Source organism: Streptomyces sp. NPDC079167 (genome assembly GCF_040686735.1).
Taxonomy (GTDB): Bacteria; Actinomycetota; Actinomycetes; order Streptomycetales; family Streptomycetaceae; genus Streptomyces.
Genome location: NZ_JBFBLO010000014.1, coordinates 129840 through 151502, shown reverse-complemented (window position 1 = coordinate 151502; position 21663 = coordinate 129840). Strand labels below are relative to the sequence as shown.

The following is a 21663-nucleotide window of genomic DNA, read 5'->3' as shown; positions in this document are numbered from 1 at the left end:
CTTCGAGCGCCTCGGCGTGTTCTTCGGCGAACGCGTCGAGGCTCAGCCTTCCCCCAGGCCGAGCCCGGTCTCCTTGCCGTACGCCTCCAGGATCGCGGCGATGTCCTGCATGGTGACGTCGTGCTGCTCGAAGCGCGCGAACTGCTCCTCGCCCAGCAGGAGTTTCAGCAGGCCGTCGACGTCGTTGTCGTCGAGGGAGCGGAGTGACCTGGCGGTGGTGCGGCCGAGTTCCGTCGGCAGTTCGAAGGTGTCGTCGTCCAGGTCGAAGGACCAGGAGCGGCCGAGCGCCTCCATGCGCTGGGCGCGGGCCGCGTTGACGTCGAATGAAGCCATGGCTGGGGAGTCTCCTTGTGTGGTGGTGTGAGCGGGGTGCCGGACGGGGCCGGGCGGACCGGCCCCGCCCGGCGGGGGATCAGGCCTCGGTCGGCACCGCGTACGCGGCGTCCTTCATGACGAAGGTCGCGAGTGCCTGGCCGTCGCCCGGGGAGAGCGCGGTGAAGGTGACGCCGAGCATCGCGGCGGCCTTGCGGGCCAGCTTGATGTCGTCGGTGGCCGTCACCTGGCCGCGCGGGATGACGAAGCGGTAGGTGACCGCCGTGCCGTCGGTGAACTCCAGGCCGAGGGCGCGCTCGTCGAAGGTCGGGCCGTCCGGCACGTCGAACTGGACGATGTCCGAACCGGCCGAGCCCCGGCGGATGTCACTCCCGGAGCCGCCCAGGAAGAAGGGCAGCGTGTCCTCGTTGAACTGCAGCATCGAGAACTTCAGCGTCAGGTCGCGGTCCGCGTAGACGAACCGGGCCGGGCTGATCGACTGCCACGTCTCGACCGGGTCCAGCTTGTCCTTCTTGGAGAAGGTCACCCCGTCCGTGGAGGTGTAGCCGAGATCGGTCCACTCCGGGCCCCAGTCGGCCGACGGATTGTCGGAGAACGCTTCCGGGAGAGGGGCGTTGAGATTCGCGACGAGGATGCGGCCGGTACCGGCGACGCGGATCTCGGACGAGTTGTTGCCTGCCATGGATGACTCCTTGGGATGGATTTCCTGGGTGGTGGTGCCTGCCGTGGGTACGGCGAAGGCCCCGCCGGCGGCGGGGCCTCGTCTGTGGGGCGCGGAATCGCGCCGGGTGGGACGCCGCGGGGCGTCCGGGGGCGCCGGGTCAGCCGATGCGCAGGGAGACCCGGAGCACGGTGAGGTAGCGGTTGGCGGCCGGGTACAGGTACTCCGGCAGCCAGCGCGGGCCGTCGGCCTCGACCACGTCGGTGATCACGACGTTCGTGCCGTACGTCCGCCCGACCGCCGAGAGCAGCTCGGCGCGTGCGGCGTTCGCGAGGCGGTGCGCCGTCACCTTGTCCGGCCCGTAGGCCTCCAGTTCGATGAGCGGCTGGTCGAGGTGCAGGTCGTCGATCCAGGCGCCGCCGCGCCGGCTGACGATCACCGCCGGCTGGGTGCCGTCGAAGCCCGCCGGGGGAGTCTCGTCCACGACCGCTTCCGCGAGATCCGGGCGGTCGGAGAGGAGCTCCACGACGATGGCCTCCACGTCGGGGAAGGTGCTCGGGGGTGAACTCATGGCGGGGCATCACTCCTGTTCGCGGCCGTCCGGCCGATGGGCGTACGGGTACGGGAACGGCGGAGCCGCGCCCTGGAGGGAAGGTGGGCGCAGCTCCGCCGCTGCACCAACTGTGACGCATAACGTGCGTGCGCGCAACCACCTAGTGCGGATCAGCAACGCAAGGCGGCGTGCAACTCCCGCATATGACAGGCCAGGTGCGTTAGTCTGCGGCTATCGAACATGCATTCGAGAGGTGGCGGTTCTGAAGCACGGAGCGCCGTTACTGGGCGTGCGGAACAAGGAAGTGGAACAGGTGTGGACGGGAGCGCGATGGTGATCAGTGCCCAGGAGAGGCTGGCCGATGTCATGGCCGCCGTGGTCGAAGTGGCCGCGGAGTCGGGGGAGTCGGGTACGTACACCGCTGACGTCGCCCGGACGCTCACCGCCGTCGTGAGCAAGGTCGGAGCGAGGATCGCCGTGGAGGCGGAGACGCGGGGGTTCCGCAGTGGCTGGGGTGAGGCGGTGGCGCTGACCACCGGGGGCAAGGACGAGGGCGCCCAGGTGTTCCGCATGTAGCCGCGCGAGGTCCGGACACGGCGACAGGGGGAGGGGCAGGCCCGCACGGGCCTGCCCCTCCCCCTGTCGCCGGTGCTTTCTCAGCCGGCCGTACGCGGCTTCCGCCGGGCGGCACGCTCCGCCGCGAAGACGTCCTCCAGCCGGAACAGCTGCGCCCGGCCCTGCTTCCCCGCGGGGGAGAGGCGGCCCAGCTGGACCCACTTGCGGATCGTCGCCGGGGTCACCCCCGCTTCGTCGGCGGCCAGTGCTCCCGTGATCAGGGTCGCGGCTGTCATCGGCGTACCTCCCGCTCGGCGGTGTCCGCCGTCGAGCCGTTCAGCTCGGTGAGGTCCCCGCCGGACTCCGCCGCCAGCCGCGCCCAGTCGCCTTCGCTCCACGCGTGCCGGTGGGCCGGGTCCGTACGGCAGTCGCACTCCCGGTCCGCGCAGCGGCAGGCCGGGTTGACGCAGAGCACCGCCCGCCTGGCGGGGAAGGCGCGCAGGGAGACCGAGTCGCACCAGGGGCAGCGGCCGTTGACCCGAACGACCGGCTCCGCCGCACCCAGGACGCGCGTGCAGCGCCTCGCCATCCGGCGGACCTCGTCGCGGACGTGGGCCGTGAGCAGGGGGTCCCCGGCGGCCCGGCCGAGCAGTGAGGCGACGCGGAGCAGCCGCTCGGCCACCTGGGCGCGGCGGGGGCGCGGCAGGCGGAGCCGGTCGTGCACGGCCTCGTCCAGCTCCACCACGCCGTCGGTGATGTCGCGGATGGCGTCGGAGACGTGCAGCCGCAGCGGGGCGGTGGTGGGGCCGGACGGCGTGAGGCCGTGCAGCTGTTCGGCGCGCAGGGCCTCCTCGCGTTCGGCGCGGGACGGGCCGCGTGGGGCGGACGGCCGTGCGCTGTCCGCCGTCGGCGCGGAGGGGGAGCGGCGGCTCGGCGCCAGTTCGCCGAGCAGCTCCGGGAACTGCTTCAGCAGCAGTTCGATCCAGAGCATGGCGTCACGGGCGGTCTTCTCGGTCTTCTCGTCGTCGGCGCGTGTGGTCATGGGTGGTCCCTTCTCCCCGGACACAAGTTGTTGCGTGGTCGCACGGTCGCATGTTGCGTGCCCGCCCGCAAGCGTGATTGGCCGAAAGAGCCTGCGTTTATGTCAACAGAAACTTCACAAAGGAGACGGAGGGAAGGGGTAATTCCGTGCGCGCAAGCGCGATACGCTGAGGTTCGCTTCGGAGGGAGGCGACCGCTCATGACCACAGGCGAACTCGACCGCTTCGCGACCTGGATCGAAGAGCTGATCCGCCGGCGCGGCTTCGACATCGACAGCCCGCGCGGTGGCGGAAAATCCCGCCTCGCCGACGAGGCCGGAGTCCACCGGGCGGCCATCACGCGGCTGCTCCAGCGCCAGAGCATGCCCGACCTGGAGACCACGCGCCGGCTGGCCCAGGTGCTCCAGGTCCCGGTGCGGGACATGCTCATCCAGTCCGGCCGCCTCACCGAGGAGGACCTGCCGCTGCCGTCGGTCGCCCAGGCCCCGGCGGGCGCGCGGCGGCTCACGCTGGAGGAGGCCGCGGACGGTCTCGGGGTTGCGGCGGACCAGCGGGAGATGTTCATCAGGATCGCCGGCCAGTTCCTGCCCGCGGAAGCCGTCAGGGCCTCCGGGGCACGGGCACCGCTCGCCTCCGACTGACCTGTCCCGCGCGCCCCCGGCCGGGCTTCCGTCGCCCGGCGCCACCACTCCACGCCCCCCGGTCCCTCCTGTGGATCATGAGGCGTCCCCGTAGAAGCCGCCGCCGGAACCGGCCCGTAAGCTGGGGCGGCCTGTCCCCCCGCTCCAGCAGGCATGCGCACGGTGATGACACATGTCTCCGCCCGTGTGCGATTCGGGCTGGACGGGATGGGGGGCGCGCGTGGTGGGACGTGACGGGCGATCCCGGATCCCGGTGGAAGTCACCGACGAGGCCGACGCGGCCGGAGAGTCCCCCATGGCGGAGGCCGCTGCCGACGCCACCGCGGACGCCGCGCCACCGTCGGACGGCACCGCCGACGCACCGGACACCCGCATCGACGCCGCGCCGGACACCGCCGCCGACACGCCGCCGGACACGCTCTCCGGACTCCTCGCGGAACTCGGCCGGCAGCTGGAGAGCCACGCACCGGACGAGGTCATGGTGCTGCTGCGGGAGGAGATGGAGCGGCGGGAACTGCGCGCTTACTCCAGCGGCTGGCGCGACGCCGCCGCGCACTACGAAACCGCGCTCCAGGAGGCGAGGGCCGCCGGCGGGCGGGCTTTACGGCTGGTGAGAGGCGTGCCCGGGCAGGCGGCCGTGATTCCTCTGCGCCAGCAGGGCCGCGACGCGGCCGCCCGCCGCCCGGACGACCGGAACCGGGAGGGCGGCGGCGTGGACGAGCGGGCCGCCCTGCCCGGTCCCGTGACCGGCGGGGAACGAGCGGACCGCCCCCAGGCACCCGCCCCCGCCCTGGTCCCCAAGAGCCGTACGTCCCGCGTGCCCACGATCCCGCGGCTGCGTCCCCCGTCCCGCCGGCCGGCGGGAGGCACGGCGCCCGTCGCTCCGGACGGCGAGTCCCTGTGACGCGGGGCGGACCGCGCCGGGCCCCGGGAGGAAGCGGCCGGCCTCGGGGCATTTGTTTTGACCCAGCTCCGTGAGGTAGGTACGCTCAAGCCTTGTGCCTGGGGTGTGCCTGGGCTCGGGTGCGTGTCCTCAACCGCATGGCGAGTCCGTAAGTGGCCACCGCAATCTGTGTTCCGTCTGCCTTCCAGCAGGGGCGTGCAGTGTTCGACACACCCGACCGCGTGGGTCGGTGACTGTTCCAGGTTAGTTTCACCGAACGGCACACAGAAACCGGAGAAGTAGTGCCTACGATCCAGCAGCTGGTCCGGAAGGGCCGGCAGGACAAGGTCGAGAAGAACAAGACGCCCGCGCTCGAGGGTTCGCCCCAGCGTCGTGGCGTCTGCACGCGTGTCTTCACGACCACCCCGAAGAAGCCGAACTCGGCGCTCCGTAAGGTCGCGCGTGTGCGTCTGACCTCCGGCATCGAGGTCACGGCCTACATTCCGGGTGAGGGACACAACCTGCAGGAGCACTCCATCGTGCTCGTGCGTGGTGGCCGTGTGAAGGACCTGCCGGGTGTTCGTTACAAGATCATCCGCGGCTCGCTCGACACCCAGGGTGTCAAGAACCGCAAGCAGGCCCGCAGCCGCTACGGCGCCAAGAAGGAGAAGTAAGAATGCCTCGTAAGGGCCCCGCCCCGAAGCGCCCGGTCATCATCGACCCGGTCTACAGCTCTCCTCTTGTCACCTCGCTGATCAACAAGATCCTCCTCGACGGCAAGCGTTCCACCGCCGAGCGGATCGTGTACGGCGCCATGGAAGGCCTCCGCGAGAAGACCGGCGCTGACCCGGTCATCACGCTGAAGCGCGCGCTTGAGAACGTCAAGCCCTCGCTCGAGGTCAAGTCCCGCCGTGTCGGTGGCGCCACCTACCAGGTGCCGATCGAGGTCAAGCCCGGTCGTGCCGCCACCCTCGCTCTGCGCTGGGTCGTGGGTTACTCCCGCGCCCGTCGCGAGAAGACCATGACCGAGCGCCTCATGAACGAGCTGCTCGACGCCTCCAACGGTCTTGGCGCTGCCGTCAAGAAGCGCGAGGACACCCACAAGATGGCCGAGTCCAACAAGGCCTTCGCGCACTACCGCTGGTAGTCGCTCACCCCATCGAGACCGAGAGAAGATTGAGCCTTATGGCCACCACTTCGCTTGACCTGGCCAAGGTCCGCAACATCGGGATCATGGCCCACATCGACGCGGGCAAGACGACCACCACTGAGCGGATCCTCTTCTACACCGGCGTTTCGTACAAGATCGGTGAAGTCCACGACGGCGCAGCCACGATGGACTGGATGGAGCAGGAGCAGGAGCGCGGCATCACGATCACGTCCGCCGCGACGACCTGTCACTGGCCGCTCAATGATGTTGACCACACCATCAACATCATCGACACCCCGGGTCACGTCGACTTCACCGTCGAGGTGGAGCGTTCGCTCCGCGTCCTCGACGGCGCCGTCACCGTGTTCGACGGTGTGGCCGGCGTCGAGCCCCAGTCCGAGACCGTCTGGCGTCAGGCGGACCGCTACGGCGTGCCGCGTATCTGCTTCGTCAACAAGCTCGACCGTACGGGCGCCGACTTCCTGCGTTGCGTCGACATGATCGTCCAGCGCCTCGGCGCGGTCCCGATCGTCATGCAGCTCCCCATCGGCGCGGAGGCAGACTTCCGCGGCGTCGTCGACCTCGTGTCGATGAAGGCCTTCGTGTACCCCGAAGAGGCCGTCAAGGGCGAGATGTACGACACCGTCGAGATCCCGGACAACCTCAAGGAGGCCGCCGAGGAATGGCGCGGCAAGCTCCTCGAGGCCGTCTCGGAGAACGACGACCAGATGATGGAGCTGTACCTCGAGGGCGAAGAGCCCACCGAGGAGCAGCTGCACGAGGCGATCCGTCGGATCACCCTCGCGTCGAAGGGCTCGGCCGACTCCGTCACCGTGACCCCCGTCTTCTGTGGCACCGCGTTCAAGAACAAGGGCGTCCAGCCCCTGCTCGACGCGGTCGTCCGCTACCTGCCTTCCCCCCTGGACGTCGAGGCCATCGAAGGCCACGACGTGAAGGACCCGGAGAAGGTCATCCAGCGGAAGCCCTCGGACGACGAGCCGTTCTCCGGCCTGGCGTTCAAGATCGCGAGCGACCCGCACCTCGGCAAGCTCACCTTCGTCCGGATCTACTCCGGTCGCCTCGAGGCCGGCACCGCGGTGCTGAACTCGGTCAAGGGCAAGAAGGAGCGCATCGGGAAGATCTACCGCATGCACGCGAACAAGCGTGAGGAGATCCCCTCGGTGGGCGCCGGTGACATCGTCGCCGTCATGGGCCTGAAGCAGACCACCACCGGTGAGACGCTGTGTGACGACAAGAACCCGGTGATCCTGGAGTCCATGGACTTCCCGGCGCCGGTCATCCAGGTCGCCATCGAGCCCAAGTCCAAGGGTGACCAGGAGAAGCTGGGTGTCGCCATCCAGCGCCTCTCGGAGGAGGACCCCTCCTTCCAGGTGCACTCCGACGAGGAGACCGGCCAGACCATCATCGGTGGTATGGGCGAGCTTCACCTCGAGGTGCTCGTCGACCGCATGAAGCGCGAGTTCCGCGTCGAGGCGAACGTCGGCAAGCCGCAGGTCGCGTACCGCGAGACGATCCGCAAGGCCGTCGAGCGCATCGACTTCACGCACAAGAAGCAGACTGGTGGTACCGGCCAGTTCGCGAAGGTGCAGATCGCCATCGAGCCCATCGAGGGCGGCGACGCGTCGTACGAGTTCGTCAACAAGGTCACCGGTGGCCGCATCCCCCGTGAGTACATTCCCTCGGTGGACGCGGGTGCCCAGGAAGCCATGCAGTTCGGCATCCTGGCCGGTTACGAGATGGTGGGCGTCCGCGTCACCCTTCTCGACGGTGGTTACCACGAGGTCGACTCCTCGGAGCTCGCCTTCAAGATCGCCGGTTCGCAGGCGTTCAAGGAGGGTGCCCGCAAGGCGTCCCCCGTGCTCCTCGAGCCGATGATGGCCGTCGAGGTCACCACACCCGAGGACTACATGGGTGAAGTGGTCGGCGACATCAACTCCCGCCGTGGCCAGATCCAGGCCATGGAGGAGCGCCACGGCGCTCGCGTCGTGAAGGGCCTCGTGCCCCTCTCGGAGATGTTCGGCTACGTCGGAGACCTCCGCAGCAAGACCTCGGGTCGCGCAAGCTACTCGATGCAGTTCGACTCCTACGCCGAGGTTCCGCGGAACGTCGCCGAGGAGATCATCGCGAAGGCCAAGGGCGAGTAACTCTTCCGAGCTCACGCTTTAGGCTTGTCACCGGAGCCCGGTAGGGCATGTGTCGCAGTGCGGCGCATGCCCCCCGGCACCGGCATTCCAGCAAAGATCACCTGGCGCCGATGAAGCAAGGCGTACAGAACCACTCAGGAGGACCCCAGTGGCGAAGGCAAAGTTCGAGCGGACTAAGCCGCACGTCAACATCGGCACCATCGGTCACATCGACCACGGTAAGACGACCCTCACGGCCGCCATTACCAAGGTGCTGCACGACGCGTACCCGGACCTGAACGAGGCCTCGGCCTTCGACCAGATCGACAAGGCTCCTGAGGAGCGTCAGCGCGGTATCACGATCTCGATCGCGCACGTCGAGTACCAGACGGAGTCGCGTCACTACGCGCACGTCGACTGCCCGGGTCACGCCGACTACATCAAGAACATGATCACGGGTGCGGCGCAGATGGACGGCGCCATCCTCGTGGTCGCGGCCACCGACGGCCCGATGCCGCAGACGAAGGAGCACGTGCTCCTCGCCCGCCAGGTAGGCGTGCCGTACATCGTCGTCGCGCTGAACAAGGCCGACATGGTGGACGACGAGGAGATCCTGGAGCTCGTCGAGCTCGAGGTCCGTGAGCTCCTCTCCGAGTACGAGTTCCCGGGCGACGACCTTCCGGTCATCAAGGTCTCGGCGCTCAAGGCCCTCGAGGGCGACGCCGAGTGGGGCAAGACCGTTCTCGACCTGATGAAGGCCGTCGACGAGTCCATCCCGCAGCCCGAGCGTGACGTCGAGAAGCCGTTCCTCATGCCCATCGAGGACGTCTTCACGATCACCGGTCGCGGTACGGTCGTCACCGGCCGCATCGAGCGTGGTGTCCTCAAGGTCAACGAGACCGTTGACATCGTGGGCATCAAGCAGGAGAAGACCACCACCACGGTCACCGGCATCGAGATGTTCCGCAAGCTGCTCGACGAGGGCCAGGCCGGTGAGAACGTCGGTCTGCTGCTTCGTGGCATCAAGCGCGAGGACGTCGAGCGCGGCCAGGTCATCATCAAGCCGGGTTCGGTCACGCCGCACACCGAGTTCCAGGCCCAGGCCTACATCCTGTCGAAGGACGAGGGTGGCCGTCACACCCCCTTCTTCAACAACTACCGCCCGCAGTTCTACTTCCGTACCACGGACGTGACGGGCGTTGTGACCCTTCCCGAGGGCACCGAGATGGTCATGCCGGGTGACAACACCCTCATGGACGTCGCGCTGATCCAGCCGGTCGCCATGGAAGAGGGCCTGAAGTTCGCCATCCGTGAGGGTGGTCGTACGGTGGGCGCCGGCCAGGTCACCAAGATCACCAAGTAGTTCCGGCTGCTTGAGGATCGGGTCGTCCCGGTCGCGCTGAACTGAGCGCATCGCACGAAGCAGGGGCCCGTACGACATCACGTCGTACGGGCCCTCTGCCGTGCCTGCGGACACACGGAAGGCCCGTACGAACCGGTTTCGGCTGAGACCGGGTCCTACGGGCCTTCGGTGCGTGAGGCGTTACGGTGCCCCGGCCGTACGACGTGCCGCGGTGTTCACGCCGGTTCCCCGGCAGGATCGGCGGCGGGCACGTCCGGGGCCCCGGCAGGTGCCTCTTCGAAGGCGCGGCCGACACCGGCGAACGACTCGATCACGCTGACGCCCTCCGCGATGGCCTCGACCGCGAAGACGCTGGTGGACGTCGGCGGGTAGCCGATGATCTCGATCGCCTTGCTGACCGAGAGCGGGTCCTGCATGTTGACGCCGTCCCAGAGGTACACGGCCCCCCAGTAACCCCTCTCGGCGTCCGCGAACCAGGTCTTCATCCGCATCCCCTTGAGCGTGGAGAACGCGTCCACCGCGTAGTCACGCAGGTACTCGCGGAGGTCCTCCACCGTGGCCTCGGAGTTCTTCAGGTTCCACAGGACGATGCTGACGTACACGCTCACACCTCCCAGGAGGGCGATGCCCAGCGCCGCAGGCGGTAGGGCGCCCACCAGACGCCGTCGCCGATCCGGACGACCAGGTGGTGCTTCTCGAACACCTGCATCGCCGTGGCCGGCACGGAGTCGCTCCCGGCGCCGGCATCCAGCGCCTCGACCGCGGAGACGTAGGCCTCGTCGGAGACGGTGAGCCGGCGCAGACCGGCGTGGCGGCGGTCGCGGATCTGCAGGAATCCGGGGCCGCGGCGGTAGAAGCACCGGCCGATGTGGTATCTGGCCCGCCAGATGGCCAGCGCCTCGGAGCCTCGTGGCCCCTCCACGGCCGACGGGGGGAAGAGGTGGCTGTACACCCACCACTCGGGGCCGTCGGGCGTCGTGAGCTGCGCCCGCCAGTCCACTTCCACGCCGTAACTGGTGAGATCGCGGATGAAGGAGAGCATCGGGATGACATGCTCGGTCCCCACGCGTCCCCCGAGGTCGACGGTGGGCTCGATCGACACGAACCGCACGCCCGACCGGTAGATGCGGCGGGCCTCGTCCGCAATGTCCGCACCGAGCACGGCGTCGCCGAGGTGCATCCCCGGCAGGATGCGTACCGCCGCGTCTCCGTGGCGCCACATGCTGAACCGGACCTCGGCCCCGTCGCCGGGGAGGGTCGTGATCTCGTTCATCGTCGTCATGGCAGCTTCGCCTCTCACACTGCTGCGGACTGGGCGGACACTGCGGGACGGTCGGTCTCCGGTCGCGCCGCCAGTGACTGGCCCACCCGGATCTGCATGAACCGCTGGTTGCGGTCCCTGGTGACGACGTGGATCAGTCGGCCGTCGTCCGTGAAGAGCAGCCCCAGTTCCATCCACCGGTCGATCACGGAGCTGATGTCGGACGTCCCGAACCGCTTCGTGCACTCGCGCTGGAGGTATTCGAGCTTCCTCGGCTGGTCGAGCATCTGGAAGAGCGCGATCTCGACCTCGGTGGTGAGCTGGACCACGTCCCAGTCGAAGCCCGGCCGGGTGTTGGTCAGCGTGATGCCCTCGTCGGTCTCGAAGAACGACAGCTGGCTGCGCCAGTGCGCGTCCCGCCACTCGTTCATGCTGGAGCGCAGCGTCCACGCCATCTCGTTCCCGATGCCCTTGTGCGTCGCCTTGAAGATGTAGGCGATGTCGAAGAGTTCCTTCTCGGGCAGGTCGTAGGTGAGCCCGTACTGCGGAGCCGCCCACCGCTCGTCGAAGCCGAGCGAGGGGTTCTCGAAGTACGGGGCGAAGCGCTGGACGGCGAGCCGGTCGTCGCCGCCGGCGGGCTCCAGGTGGTGCAGCACCGGGAACTGCTCGATGATCTTCGAGTAGTCCTCGTCGGTCTCGCCGGGGAAGCCGTAGAGGTACGCCCACGCGACGGTCAGGCCCAGCGACTCGGCATCCCGGAGCACGCGTACGTTCAGGCAGCCGGAGACGCCCTTGTCCATGAGCTTCAGCACCTTGCTGTTGAGGCTCTCGATGCCGGGCTGGACGCAGACCACCCCCCCTTTCGCGATGATCTCCAGCTGCTCGTACTTCATGTTCGCCTTCATCTCGTACATCAGGCGCAGGTCGAGGTCCGCCTCGGCGAGCCGGGGGAGGAGCGAGTCCAGGTAGGACATGTCCAGGATGTTGTCGACGATCATCACGTCGAGGATCTTGTGCCGTTCGGTGAGCGTCACGAGGTCGTTGAAGAACTGCTCGGGCCGCTTGCTGCGGAACATCATGCTGGCGCCGTTGAGACCGCAGAAGGTGCAGTGGTGCTTCTCGCCCCACCAACAGCCGCGGGAGCTCTCCAGGACAAGCCGGGGTTCCAGCCAGAACCGGGCGTGCGACTTCCCGAACTGGGCGACGTACTCGTCGTAGTGGGGCATCACCATCGCGGCCGGCGGCAGCGGCTTCTTGCTCACGGGGTTGTGCACCGAGGTGTCGCTCCCGTCCCGCCAGCACAGCCCGGGCACGGCCTTGAAGGACGCCTCGTCCCCGTTCAGCGCGCGCAGCAGGCCGGGCCAGGCCAGCTCTCCCTCGCCGCGGACCACGTAGTCGACGAAGTCGAAGTTGCGGTGAAGCGCCTCGCCCATCGAGCCCTCGCAGTTGGCGCCGCCGAACACGGTCAGCGTCTCCGGTGCGAGTTCCTTGACGCGCCGGGCCACCGCCATCGACGCGGTGAGCGTCTGGAACGTGGTCGTGAAGCCGACGACTTCGGGCTTGCCGGCGACGATCCGGCGGGCCAGCTCGTCGGTGAACTCCTCGACGTGCTCGTGCAGCCAGAGCGTGGTCTGCATCCGGCGTTCCTCGCTGGTGCCGTGCGCCAGCTCCTGTCCGCGGTCGGCCTCCGACCGGGGGCCGAATTGCTCCAGGAACTCCGGGACCTTCCACTTCGGGTCGTGATAGAGGGCCGAGGAGAACACCCAGTCGCCGGTTCCGATGTAGCAGCTTTCGAGGTCGTAGTACCGGTAGTCCTCGTAATTGAACTCGGGAAGACGGGAGGTGACCCAGTCCACGAAGTCGAGATTCCCGTAGATAACATCTACCTCGGCATCGGGAAATTCCTTGAGAGTGAGGCTCTTGAGTAGTCCGAGAGCCACCGAAGGAAACCCGATCGGGCTCCACGGAACATTGACGAGAGTAATGCGCATGGTTCGCCCCCGCAATTTCTAATTCTGCTTGACGAATGCTTCAACGGATTCATGGTGCGCCTGATGAAGGCGGCTGGTGGTGGCATCCTGGCGGGCTGCCATCTCCTGGGCGACGGCGTCTAGTCCTTGCGCCAGCTCTTCGGTTGTTCTTCCTGCGACTTCCTCGTTGGCGCGTGCGAGGACATAGCAGAACAGGTACCGCTCGGCCAGACCGAATCCCATCGTGTGGAGGCAGCTGTACAGCAGGCTCGCCTGAATTCGGTACGCCAGGAAGTCGGGGCTCCGATGCAGCAGGTCCGACATCTCCGCGGACAGCTTCTGTGCGTGGAAGCTGCTGGGCGACATCCGATCGTCGTGGTTCTCGTTGAAATCGTCGAGAGTGGGGCCGGAATGGGTGATGCGGCCCGCTCGGCACTCCTCGCGCAGCGGGGCGAAGCGAGCACCCACGATTTCCGCCCAGGACCGTGCCGGTTCGCCGCCGGGCACGGCCTCCGGTGACGCGGCGCAGCCGCGGATGAATTCCCTGGCGTGCGGGCCGAGCCTGTCGTAGTACGCGGCGCAGCGGCGCTCGAAGGCGTCGGGGTCCTTGGCCATCGCGTTCTTCGCGCCCTCGTAGTGCGAGCGGTAGCTCAGCATCCGCAGGCTGAGCAGTTCGCCGAAGCCGCGGGAGGACACCTGCCGCTGTTCGGACTCCCGCACGGTGGCTGCCGCGTTCGCCACCATCAGGTCCAGGGCCAGCGTGTACGCCCTGGCGGTGTCGTCACCCATCGAGGAGACGCTCCGGATGAGAACGGGCGTCACGGCGCGGTACAGGGCCTTGGCGGCGGCGTCGAACCCGCTTCCGCCGATACCGGAGTTCCACAGCGGTGAAGGGATCGCCTCGAAGGGGATTTCCGTCACGGTCGGCCGCAAGCCGCGGGCGTCCGTGGCGCCTCGGACACGGTCACGTGCCACGTCGGCGCCGGCCGTGTCGGACTGGAGGCTGACCTGCAGACAGTCGACGCCGTCCGTCCGGTCCCAGGTGCGCACGAAGTAGTGGTCGCCGGGCCAGGGTGGTTGCTGCGGCCCGAAGAGGTCGGTGAGGAGACCGCGGATGTTCCGTGACAGAGCCGCGTCACCTCTGTCGAGGGGGATCGTCACGAAGACATGCATGCGTACCTCCATGGGTCACGACGCACCTGTCCGCGGGGGCAGGAGCCGCCGGGGTGTGTCACTGCCGACGGGGGGCGTACTGCGCGAGCCCCCCGCCGGCAGTGGTCTCGTGGTCCGGGTCAGGACGACGAAGACGTCGAGCTACATGCGCAGGCGGTACCCACGCACGATGCCGCCATGACCTGCGACAGGGTTTCGTTGTCGCGGCCCAGCTCGTCGATGAGATCCGAGATTTCCAGAGCGTTCAGGTCGAGCTCTTCTGAAGAATTCATCGGAGACACTTCCCTTGTGTTTCCAGTTCCCGGGTGCCGCGGCCGGCGGGTATGCATTCAGAGAATGAAACCCGCCGACCGTGACGCATTTCGTTGTCCGGTCAGGACGACGACGACGAGCACGAGCTGGTCGTACAACCCGTGGTCGTGGTCGAAGCTGCCATTGCCTGCGACAGCGTTTCGTCGCTGTAGTTCGAGTCCTCGATGAGGTCCGAGATCTCCAGCGCGTTCAGGTCGAGCGATTCCACTGCGTCCACTTGGAACACCTCCTTATGCGGTTTCTGATACCTGAACATCGTACCGAGGGACAACGGGATTTGTAGAGGGAAAAGCAATCAGGCCGAAAAACGTCACGAGTGGAGTCCCGCACTCCGCTCGGTTCCGACGGGGATATCGATCTTCAGTTCGGATAGTGCGCGGCGGATGACATACGCCAGAAATGCCTCCGCGACCGGCAGGATCCCGAGGCGATTGTTCGTGGTGTGTATGTAGTTGGCCAAGCAGTGGGCATACGGAGTCCCTTCCAGGACGAGCTCCGCGACGTCCCCGTCCGTTGATCTTGTCTGCGCTTTCCTGGTGGATCTCAAAGCCTGGGCGTAGATGTCGTGAAAAACGTCGGTGGAGCCGTCGATCCAGACCGCCCGGCACAGCTCCGCCACTTTCGAACGGGTCCTGTCGTAGATTTTTGGCCAGTTCTCGTCGTACCCGGGCGGTACCCAACTGCGCCAGTCGTCTTCGTACCGACCGAGGAAGTCCTGGCTCTGCGCCATGTCCAGCCCGGACCCCTTGAGGGACATGGCCATGACGCGCAGGGCATGTCCCGTCGGCGAGGACGCGAGCTGGCGATCCGACAGGCCGGCGAGGATGTCGAGGGCCGCGTCCGACGTAGAGCGGAAGAGCTCCTCGGCGATGCGCAGTCCCGTGACGCCGCCGTACTTCGCGGACTCGGGTGAGTAGACGGCCGATTCGACGGTGCCCGCCGCCCTTACCTCTTCGGGTTCCGCCCCTTCGAGTGCGGCCAGGCCGGGCTGGTGCGAGGACTGCTGCGCGTACTCGGCGCGCTGCTCCGCGTCGAGAGCCGGCATCGCCGCCGTCAGCCTGCCGCGTACCGACTCCACCACCTGCTCCGGCACGTCGTGGAGCCGGAACCTGATGTGCGGGCCGCCCTGCCAGTACCGCAGGTACCAGAAGCGGTCCCGCACCCCGGCCTCGTGGACGACCGGGCGGATCACGTCCCGCAGGAAGCCGGGCTGCAACGACATCGGCAGGTAGAGGTGGAGCGGTGACCACGCGCCGGCGTGGGTGCGTTCAGTCCCTGTAGAGCTCAACGAAAAACTCCTCTGCTGCCGCCGGTCCGGGACCGCCGTACTCGTCGGGGGCCGGAATGCACTCCCGGATGGACACGTAGACGTCGTCCCGCGTCAACGCGGACTTGGCGAAGCTGCGCACCAGGTACGGGTTGCGGAAGTCGACGTACATGGGCTTGTGGACACTCGCCCGGTGCAGGTGACTGAAGTCCGCCCAGTCGCGCGGGATCTCCTCGACCAGCCCGGACAGCAGGTTGTACTCGTCCAGACGCTGCGTCAGTACGAACACGTGCCGCGGCAGCCCCCTCGCCCGGCGCCACTCGTCGAAGCGCAGCAGCGCCGGGTACGAGTCCTTGCTCAGCTCGGTCAGTTCGGGGATGTCGCGGGCGGGCACCGTCCAGGTGCGCCGGCTGGCGACCACGTCGCCGACCATCAGCCGCGGCGACGAGTCCGGGTACCCGCGGTGCCCCATCGCCCGGCCGATGTCGTCCATCGGCGCGTAGTTGTACCGGATCGTCGGGCTCAGCACCTCCATCAGGTTGTAGAGGACCGGAACCACGACGGGGAGCAGGAAGTTCATCGGCGCCAGGTGGACGCGCTCGTCGCGCTCGGGGTCCCACAGGAGCAGACCGCGGTTCTCGTGGTCGATCCGGATCGCGAGCGTGTCGAGGCTGTAGGCCTTCAGCTCCGGCGCGGTGGGCCAGGTGCCGGGGTAGTTCAGCACCCGGTCGGTGAGGGGCGGGTGCAGGTTGAAGTTGAGCCCGGCGACCATGTTGAGGTCCACCTGCCCCGGGAACGCCTTGCGCAGGTGCTCCCGTACGGCGTTCCGCAGGGTCCAACCCTCGGCGGGGGAGCCCTCGACGAACGACGCGAAGCGCGAGAAGTACACCCCGAATCCGGTCAGGACGCCGTTCACTACGACCTCGGGTGACGGGCCGCCCCCGGCGAACTGCACGCGGAAGGTGATCGAGTCCGGGTCGACGCAGTCCTCCACGCCCGAACACGCGGCGGTGACCGCCTCCGGCGACAGCCGGACCACGCCGTCCTCGGGAACGCACTGCTTGCCCAGGTCGATCAGGGCGCGGGTGCGCTGCGCCACGAAGTTCCCCGCCGCAGGGGAGGCGTGGCCCCAGAACACGGCGTCCTGCTCGGTCTCCGACAGCTTCACCAGCTGCTCGCAGAAGGTGATGAAGGGCACCGTCTCGCGCTCGCCGAACACGGTGGACGCGAAGTGGTACACCCCCAGCCGCTTCGTGTGTCCGTAGTCGAGCAGCGACGACAGCCGCCACAGGCTCTCCAGCGCCGGGACGCTCTCCGTCACGGCTGTCTGGCTCCAGGTGGCCGGCCGGTCCGGCGTCCACAGGTCCTCGTACGCAGGCGCCCGGGAGATGTCCGCGGGCGGCGGGTCCATCTCGCAGACCTCGGCGACCTCGGTGAGGGCCTGCCCGGCGGCGTTCAGCAGCAGTCCCCGCTTCTGCGCGGGGGCGTCGGACAGCTGAGTCTCCAGCTCCCTGAGGGTGTCGAGATGACCGCTCAGGACGGCCACCGGCGGGGTCGTCCTGGCGCGCAGCACCTCGGCGAACCGCTCGGAGTAGTCCGGCGCCTGCTCGTCGAAGCCCGGACTGACGTAGAGCAGCTCGATCCGCATCATGGCCCGCAGGGCCTTCCGGCTGGTCGCGTCGCTGCCGGTCAGCGTGGTCAGCGCCGCGAGGACCTCCGGCACCGTCGCCGTGCCCGAGGACAGGACGTGCAGCAGGCAGTCGACGACCTTGTCGCGCTTGAGCCGTACGACCGCCTCGGAGAGGCCGTGCTCGGAGGAATCGGGGATGAGCCCGATGAACTCGATCCTGTTCTCGTCCACCCGCAGTGACGAGTTCAGCAGCACCTTGCACAGATCGATGCCGCCGTCGACCCGCCGCAGTCCGGCGGCCAGCCAGTTCACCAGCACCCGGTTCAGCGTGGTGGTCGAGTGCGTACGGGACTCCGGCACGGCGCCCACGACCTGTGGCAGGTCGGGCGGGAAGGCTCCCACCTCGGTGAACCGGCCGAACGGCGACGGCTTCAGCGCGGCACGGTAGGCGAAGTTGACCAGCGACGATTCGAAGACCCGGGCCCGGCTCGGCTTGACCTGGCCCATTTCGCCGGAGGTGTACCGGCGCAGACTGTCGTACAGCTGGTCGCCGGAGAGCTGGATGCTCCGGGCCATCGAGTCGTGGTCGAGGATGCGGGCGAAACCGGCCCGCGCGACGCGCATCCTGTCCTCGAACAGGGCCTGCGCCTCTTCCTCGCTCCGTCGTGCCCGCCCTACGAGGTCGAGCCACTCCTGTACCGCGGCGAGCGTGTCCGCGTCGAGGTGCGGCTCCACGAGCCCGACCCGCCGGGCCGCCGGCTCCGCGCGCTGGTTGAAGACGTCACGGCGCAGCCGCACCAGCTCGGCACGCGCGGCCGGGGCCACCTGCGGCACGAGCACGGACAGCCGGTCGGCCAGCTCGCCCGCACGCCGCGCACAGTCCTCCGCGAGCAGGCGGCTCTCCTCGATGCGGGCCCAGGGCCCGTCGAACCGCAGGTCCTCCAGCGCGGCCACGGGCAGCCGGCTTCGCCGGAACACGACATAGGGACTGACCCGCGCGGTGGGGTTCAGTACGGACTCATCCGATCGCACGAAAGGTACTCCTCGTCTCACCAGCGGGCTAGGCAAAGGGGTGGGGCGGAACACCCGCCGGAGTCATGTCGTCGGGCAGCAGGGAGGCATGGGGCAGCGACCCGTCGTGGAGCCGTGGCAGCCCTTCGAGCCGACGGGTGCCGTGCCCGAACGTCATGGGCACGCAGCCGGGCACGAAACTGCGGGTGCAGACCAGTCCGCGCCAGCGCAGCTCGGGCGTGGTGACGTCGGCCGCGTACGCGTACGTGCCGGTGGCCTCGATCCGCGCCCGCACATGGTCGAGATCCTTGTCGAGGGTGCCGAACGCCGGGGCGGAGGCCGCCAGTTCCGACAGGGACAGTTCGGGCCTGTCGGGCGTGTCCAGGAACGCGTACCACTCGCGGGACGAGGGCAGCGCACCCAGCAGGCTGTGATCGTCCATCTCGACCAGCGCGTCGAAGTCCTCCGCGAGCCGTTCCCTGTGCACCGGGTCCTTGTCGAACACGTGCCGCAGGGACGCCACTCGTGCGGACACTTCGAAGATCGCCGACTCGGCCGCCGCCCGCGGGTACAGGCTGGTCGCGGTCGACACGAGGGTGCAGGGGCCCGTCTCCGCGTCGCGCTGGGCGAGCGCCAGCACCACCGGGATGTCGATGTCCTGCGTCGCCCAGAAGAGACGCACCCGGAACCCCGTCACCACCTCGACGCGGTCCATCAGTTCCCTGAGGTGGCTGTCGCCCGGCCCCAGCACGAGTTCGGGCAGCAGCAGCTTGCGGTACCAGGTGAGCAGGAACGCGTCCCGTTCCACGATCTCGAACAGCCCGTGCAGCGTCGCTTCCTCGTGGCTCTGGCCCAGCGCGAAACCGTTCGACGTGTCGTAGAAGAACGGCTGGCGGGCGCCGATGCGGCGCACCCATGACAGCGCGACCTCGGGCAGGTACCGGGCGGGCCCGTCGCCGAGCGGCGTGAGAGGAACCCACTCCACCGTCTCGTCCGGGCCCAGGGGGGCCCAGAGGAAGCCCTCACGCGCGTACTGCTCGGCGGAGTGCTGGCCCAGGGTGCGCGGGTCGATGCCCTGCTCCCCCAGCTCCGCGAGCGTGGCCTCCACGGTGCCCTCGACCCGCTGGTGACAGAACCCGGCGTGCCGCTCCAGACCTTCGAGCACCGCGGTCGTCCGGCTCCTGTCGAAGCTCAGGCTGCGCCCGATCCCGGGCTCCAGCATGCCGTTGCCCAGCGGCAGGCCCACCTGCGCCTGCGGCAGCGGGCCGTCCAGGTCGAAGAGCGGTTCCCGGAACATCGAGTGCGGTCCCAGGTAGTCGGCCGTGAGGGTCGTCGGCAGCGGACGCCGGGCCCGCAGCGCCCCTTCGGACTTCTCCAGCAGCTCGGGCACGGCACCGAAGGCGATCGTGGTCGTCGCCGTGGGGGTGCGCACCGGGCAGCCCGTCCTCGGGGGTACGTGTCCTTGCCGCACCGCGCCGCTCGCCCGGTCGATCGTGGCGAGCGCGCCGCCGGGGGAGGGCGCCCGCAGGAGCAGTGCCGCGAGCCGGGTGACACTCGCGCGCAGTGCCGGGCCGAGCTGCTGCCAGAACACGTCGCCGTGCGCGGCGGCCGGGGCCCCGGCCCCGGACATCTCCTCGTACGGCAGCACGGCGGAGTCCACGCTCCTGCTGAGGAACCACGCCAGGCACTGCGGGCATCCGCCGTCGCCCTTGTGCGCCAGGTCGTGGACCAGGACGTGGACGCTGCCGCACCACAGCAGTACGGCAAGACCGCGCCCCGACCCGTCTGCGGCCGTGTGTACCCGGGCGGGGTTCGTCAGCGGCCCGAGGAGCACCTCCGCCGGCTGCGGGGTGCCGGGGACGGCGGACAGGGCGGAGACGAGGTCGGCCGCCTGGGGGCCGCTCCACCCGGCCGCCGGTGGCGCGGGCCGCCCGGTGGCCGGCGGGGCGGTCTGCGGTCGGGCACTCATAGGACCTCCACCAGTCGGGCCTTGCCTTGCGCGAAAGGAACCGTGTGCGCCGTCACCTCGGCGTACGCGGGCCGGTCGATGTGCTGCCACACCTCCGGCCAGGTGCGGAAGTGCGGGTTGAGCGGGACCACGGCGTCGTCGTCGTTGACCAGGCCGAGCAGGGCCATGGAGACCGCTTCCGCGTAGCAGGCGCCCGCGCCCCGCACCTCCGGGCGGCCGTCGGCACGGCCGGTGACCCGGTGGACGCCGTCCGGCAGCCGGGTGCCGGACCACTCCCACACCTCCCCGCCACGGTCGCGGCCGACGGCTCGCAGGATGTACCGGCCGAATCCGGCGCACTCGCCGTGCCCGAGGTCGTCGTCGGTCAGGGGCGCCCACGTGACCGCGTCCGCCGGCTGTGCCAGCGAACGCTTCAGCAGAGCGCGGTAGAGCGCCTCGTTCGTCGACCACCCGGCGCCTGCCCCGGGGCGGGCGTACCCCTCCAGCGTGTTCAGCGCCGCCTGGTAGATCGCCTCGCGGGGCGACAGGGTGGCGGTGGTCAGCTCGTGGACCCGGCACGCGTCGGCGAGCCCGACGAGGGACGTGGACGTGGCCCGCCCGAAGGGGACCTGCGAGAGGTCGCCACCGTCCAGGTACCTGAAGGGGCCGAGGAATTCGTCGGTCCAGCCGCGCAGGGTGCTGATGATCCGCTCGTGCACGTCGTCCAGCCGGCTGTCGTCCTCGGGGCTGACGATGTTCCTGCGGACCAGCACCTCGCCCGGGTCGTCCCCGTCGCCACCGGCGGCCGGCGGCGCCACCGCGCGGTGGCAGCGGCACCCCGCCGCCGGCCACGCCGGATGCGTCTGCACCGTCGGCGCGTCCGTGGCCAGGGGCATCGACACGGCCGCCGCTGCTTCGTGATGCCCGCCGAGCCCGGCACCACGCAGGTAGACCGCGTGGATCAGCGCCGCCGCGGCGGCGTCGTCCACCGCGGGGGACGCGGGGCCGGTGGCCTCGGCTGAGGGCGCGGGCGTACGGCCGTACCGGCACAGGCACTCCCAGCAGCCGGTCGTGCTCGCGTCGGACCACAGGAGCCAACGGCGTCCGTGCACCTCGCCCACGATGCCGTGCGGCACACCGCGTTCGAGCAGCGAGTCCTGCAGCCGCAGGGTGTGTTCGTACGGGAGACCGTCCGCGTCGACGACGACCAGTCCGGCGTTCTCCCACCAGGGTGCCGCCTCCCGCGTCTCCCGCGCCGTGGCCGGGTGGAACGCGGTCTCCAGGCCGGACAGCGGCGCCGCCTCCAGCAGGCGGCGCAGCCGTTCGAGCCACGCGGGGCGGCCGTGGAGGTGCAGGGAGGTGGCCAGGAGGCGGTCCAGCGCGCGCACCGGTTCGTCCGTCAGCTGCGAGAGGTACGGGATCAGCCACTGTGACGCCGGCCCCCTGTCGCCGGCCTGCTGCGACAGCGGTGCGTCGAGCACGGTCACGCACCGGCGCGCCACCAGCGCGTGCAGGACGCGCGAGGCCGCGGGGCGTGACCCGTCCGGGAACTCCTCCAGCAACTCACGTTCGGTGCGGCTGCCGTCCGATCCGCTCAACAGCGTCGAGACGACCTGGAAGGCGGATGCTCCCTTCACGGTGAACGAGGACGTGCCGACGCCGACCCACGCGCCCTGCTTCGTCCGCAGCGTCGAGACATCGGGCCGGGTGAGAGGGACACGCCCCGCCGATGTGGGACCCCCAGAGGACATCGATTCACTCACTTTCG

At 69.1% G+C, this 21663-nt stretch carries 22 protein-coding genes; 7 read left to right on the top strand and 15 right to left on the bottom strand.

Annotated features, from left to right (window positions below; translation table 11 throughout):
- Positions 1-42 precede the first annotated feature (42 nt).
- The 3 genes from AB0P41_RS27290 to AB0P41_RS27280 all read right to left on the bottom strand — a co-directional run bounded on the left by AB0P41_RS27290 (position 43) and on the right by AB0P41_RS27280 (position 1565).
- Complete coding sequence (locus AB0P41_RS27290) at positions 43-333, bottom strand: hypothetical protein (protein WP_356707698.1); 291 nt, start codon at positions 331-333, stop codon at positions 43-45.
- 79 nt (positions 334-412) lie between these two features.
- Positions 413-1015, bottom strand: coding sequence for a phage tail protein (locus tag AB0P41_RS27285; protein WP_365934648.1), 603 nt, complete (start codon positions 1013-1015; stop codon positions 413-415).
- A 139-nt stretch (positions 1016-1154) separates the two neighbouring features.
- Positions 1155-1565, bottom strand: a complete 411-nt coding sequence (locus AB0P41_RS27280; RefSeq protein ID WP_356707696.1) for a hypothetical protein — start codon at positions 1563-1565, stop codon at positions 1155-1157.
- A 297-nt stretch (positions 1566-1862) separates the two neighbouring features.
- On the opposite strand from AB0P41_RS27280, the gene AB0P41_RS27275 reads away from it, so the two are divergent.
- On the top strand, positions 1863-2123 hold the full coding sequence (locus tag AB0P41_RS27275) for a hypothetical protein (protein ID WP_356707695.1): 261 nt from the start codon (positions 1863-1865) through the stop codon (positions 2121-2123).
- A gap of 80 nt (positions 2124-2203) precedes the next feature.
- Here AB0P41_RS27275 and AB0P41_RS27270 read toward each other — a convergent pair whose 3' ends face one another.
- Positions 2204-2398, bottom strand: a complete 195-nt coding sequence (locus AB0P41_RS27270) for a hypothetical protein (protein WP_356714153.1) — start codon at positions 2396-2398, stop codon at positions 2204-2206.
- Entirely contained in the window at positions 2395-3144 is a 750-nt protein-coding gene (locus AB0P41_RS27265; RefSeq protein ID WP_356714154.1) for a hypothetical protein, read from the bottom strand. The genes AB0P41_RS27270 and AB0P41_RS27265 overlap by 4 nt, the downstream gene beginning before the upstream one ends.
- 198 nt (positions 3145-3342) lie before the next feature.
- Between AB0P41_RS27265 and AB0P41_RS27260 the strand changes: the two genes are divergently transcribed.
- The 6 genes from AB0P41_RS27260 to tuf all read left to right on the top strand — a co-directional run bounded on the left by AB0P41_RS27260 (position 3343) and on the right by tuf (position 9323).
- Positions 3343-3783: a helix-turn-helix transcriptional regulator gene (locus AB0P41_RS27260; protein WP_356714155.1), complete on the top strand. Its 441-nt coding sequence runs from the start codon at positions 3343-3345 to the stop codon at positions 3781-3783.
- Between the two features lie 220 nt (positions 3784-4003).
- On the top strand, positions 4004-4687 hold the full coding sequence (locus AB0P41_RS27255) for a hypothetical protein (RefSeq protein ID WP_365934645.1): 684 nt from the start codon (positions 4004-4006) through the stop codon (positions 4685-4687).
- A 281-nt stretch (positions 4688-4968) separates the two neighbouring features.
- Entirely contained in the window at positions 4969-5340 is a 372-nt protein-coding gene (rpsL, locus tag AB0P41_RS27250) for a 30S ribosomal protein S12 (protein ID WP_003948652.1), read from the top strand.
- 2 nt (positions 5341-5342) lie between these two features.
- Positions 5343-5813 carry a 30S ribosomal protein S7 gene (gene rpsG, locus AB0P41_RS27245; RefSeq protein ID WP_018101248.1) on the top strand — a complete coding sequence of 157 codons (471 nt, stop codon included), beginning with the start codon at positions 5343-5345 and terminating at the stop codon, positions 5811-5813.
- A 38-nt stretch (positions 5814-5851) separates the two neighbouring features.
- Entirely contained in the window at positions 5852-7981 is a 2130-nt protein-coding gene (gene fusA, locus AB0P41_RS27240) for an elongation factor G (protein WP_356714157.1), read from the top strand.
- Between the two features lie 148 nt (positions 7982-8129).
- A complete protein-coding gene (gene tuf / locus AB0P41_RS27235) occupies positions 8130-9323 on the top strand; it encodes an elongation factor Tu (RefSeq protein WP_356714158.1) in 1194 nt (397 codons plus the stop codon).
- 215 nt (positions 9324-9538) lie between these two features.
- Here tuf and AB0P41_RS27230 read toward each other — a convergent pair whose 3' ends face one another.
- From AB0P41_RS27230 to AB0P41_RS27185, 10 genes are all read right to left on the bottom strand, one after another.
- Positions 9539-9925, bottom strand: a complete 387-nt coding sequence (locus AB0P41_RS27230) for a hypothetical protein (RefSeq protein WP_365934643.1) — start codon at positions 9923-9925, stop codon at positions 9539-9541.
- 2 nt (positions 9926-9927) lie between these two features.
- The gene (locus tag AB0P41_RS27225; protein ID WP_365934642.1) at positions 9928-10605 is read right to left on the bottom strand and encodes a DUF5825 family protein; all 678 of its coding nucleotides are present in this window, start codon (positions 10603-10605) and stop codon (positions 9928-9930) included.
- 14 nt (positions 10606-10619) lie between these two features.
- Positions 10620-12575, bottom strand: a complete 1956-nt coding sequence (locus AB0P41_RS27220) for a RiPP maturation radical SAM C-methyltransferase (protein ID WP_356714161.1) — start codon at positions 12573-12575, stop codon at positions 10620-10622.
- An 18-nt stretch (positions 12576-12593) separates the two neighbouring features.
- Positions 12594-13727 (bottom strand): hypothetical protein, encoded by a 1134-nt coding sequence (locus AB0P41_RS27215; protein WP_365934641.1) that lies wholly within the window; start codon positions 13725-13727, stop codon positions 12594-12596.
- 119 nt (positions 13728-13846) lie between these two features.
- Positions 13847-13999: a thiocillin/thiostrepton family thiazolyl peptide gene (locus AB0P41_RS27210; protein ID WP_078651956.1), complete on the bottom strand. Its 153-nt coding sequence runs from the start codon at positions 13997-13999 to the stop codon at positions 13847-13849.
- 101 nt (positions 14000-14100) lie between these two features.
- On the bottom strand, positions 14101-14256 hold the full coding sequence (locus AB0P41_RS27205) for a thiocillin/thiostrepton family thiazolyl peptide (RefSeq protein WP_078651955.1): 156 nt from the start codon (positions 14254-14256) through the stop codon (positions 14101-14103).
- Between the two features lie 93 nt (positions 14257-14349).
- A complete protein-coding gene (locus AB0P41_RS27200; RefSeq protein ID WP_365934639.1) occupies positions 14350-15327 on the bottom strand; it encodes a thiopeptide-type bacteriocin biosynthesis protein in 978 nt (325 codons plus the stop codon).
- Entirely contained in the window at positions 15308-17968 is a 2661-nt protein-coding gene (locus AB0P41_RS27195; RefSeq protein ID WP_365934638.1) for a lantibiotic dehydratase, read from the bottom strand. Before AB0P41_RS27195 ends, AB0P41_RS27200 begins: the two co-directional genes overlap by 20 nt.
- A gap of 28 nt (positions 17969-17996) precedes the next feature.
- Positions 17997-19916 (bottom strand): YcaO-like family protein, encoded by a 1920-nt coding sequence (locus AB0P41_RS27190; protein ID WP_365934636.1) that lies wholly within the window; start codon positions 19914-19916, stop codon positions 17997-17999.
- Positions 19913-21646, bottom strand: coding sequence for a hypothetical protein (locus AB0P41_RS27185; RefSeq protein WP_365934635.1), 1734 nt, complete (start codon positions 21644-21646; stop codon positions 19913-19915). Before AB0P41_RS27185 ends, AB0P41_RS27190 begins: the two co-directional genes overlap by 4 nt.
- Between the last annotated feature and the right edge of the window lie 17 nt (positions 21647-21663).

What these genes read in the sequence shown, in the direction of transcription:
- AB0P41_RS27290 (WP_356707698.1), bottom strand. Translation starts at nt 333, where the DNA reads ATGGCTTCATTCGACGTCAACGCGGCCCGCGCCCAGCGCATGGAGGCG.
- AB0P41_RS27190 (WP_365934636.1), bottom strand. Translation starts at nt 19,916, where the DNA reads ATGAGTGCCCGACCGCAGACCGCCCCGCCGGCCACCGGGCGGCCCGCG.
- AB0P41_RS27260 (WP_356714155.1), top strand. Translation starts at nt 3,343, where the DNA reads ATGACCACAGGCGAACTCGACCGCTTCGCGACCTGGATCGAAGAGCTG.
- AB0P41_RS27225 (WP_365934642.1), bottom strand. Translation starts at nt 10,605, where the DNA reads ATGACGACGATGAACGAGATCACGACCCTCCCCGGCGACGGGGCCGAG.
- rpsG (WP_018101248.1), top strand. Translation starts at nt 5,343, where the DNA reads ATGCCTCGTAAGGGCCCCGCCCCGAAGCGCCCGGTCATCATCGACCCG.
- AB0P41_RS27215 (WP_365934641.1), bottom strand. Translation starts at nt 13,727, where the DNA reads ATGCATGTCTTCGTGACGATCCCCCTCGACAGAGGTGACGCGGCTCTG.
- AB0P41_RS27270 (WP_356714153.1), bottom strand. Translation starts at nt 2,398, where the DNA reads ATGACAGCCGCGACCCTGATCACGGGAGCACTGGCCGCCGACGAAGCG.
- fusA (WP_356714157.1), top strand. Translation starts at nt 5,852, where the DNA reads ATGGCCACCACTTCGCTTGACCTGGCCAAGGTCCGCAACATCGGGATC.
- AB0P41_RS27220 (WP_356714161.1), bottom strand. Translation starts at nt 12,575, where the DNA reads ATGCGCATTACTCTCGTCAATGTTCCGTGGAGCCCGATCGGGTTTCCT.
- AB0P41_RS27285 (WP_365934648.1), bottom strand. Translation starts at nt 1,015, where the DNA reads ATGGCAGGCAACAACTCGTCCGAGATCCGCGTCGCCGGTACCGGCCGC.
- AB0P41_RS27265 (WP_356714154.1), bottom strand. Translation starts at nt 3,144, where the DNA reads ATGACCACACGCGCCGACGACGAGAAGACCGAGAAGACCGCCCGTGAC.
- AB0P41_RS27210 (WP_078651956.1), bottom strand. Translation starts at nt 13,999, where the DNA reads ATGAATTCTTCAGAAGAGCTCGACCTGAACGCTCTGGAAATCTCGGAT.
- AB0P41_RS27185 (WP_365934635.1), bottom strand. Translation starts at nt 21,646, where the DNA reads ATGTCCTCTGGGGGTCCCACATCGGCGGGGCGTGTCCCTCTCACCCGG.
- AB0P41_RS27280 (WP_356707696.1), bottom strand. Translation starts at nt 1,565, where the DNA reads ATGAGTTCACCCCCGAGCACCTTCCCCGACGTGGAGGCCATCGTCGTG.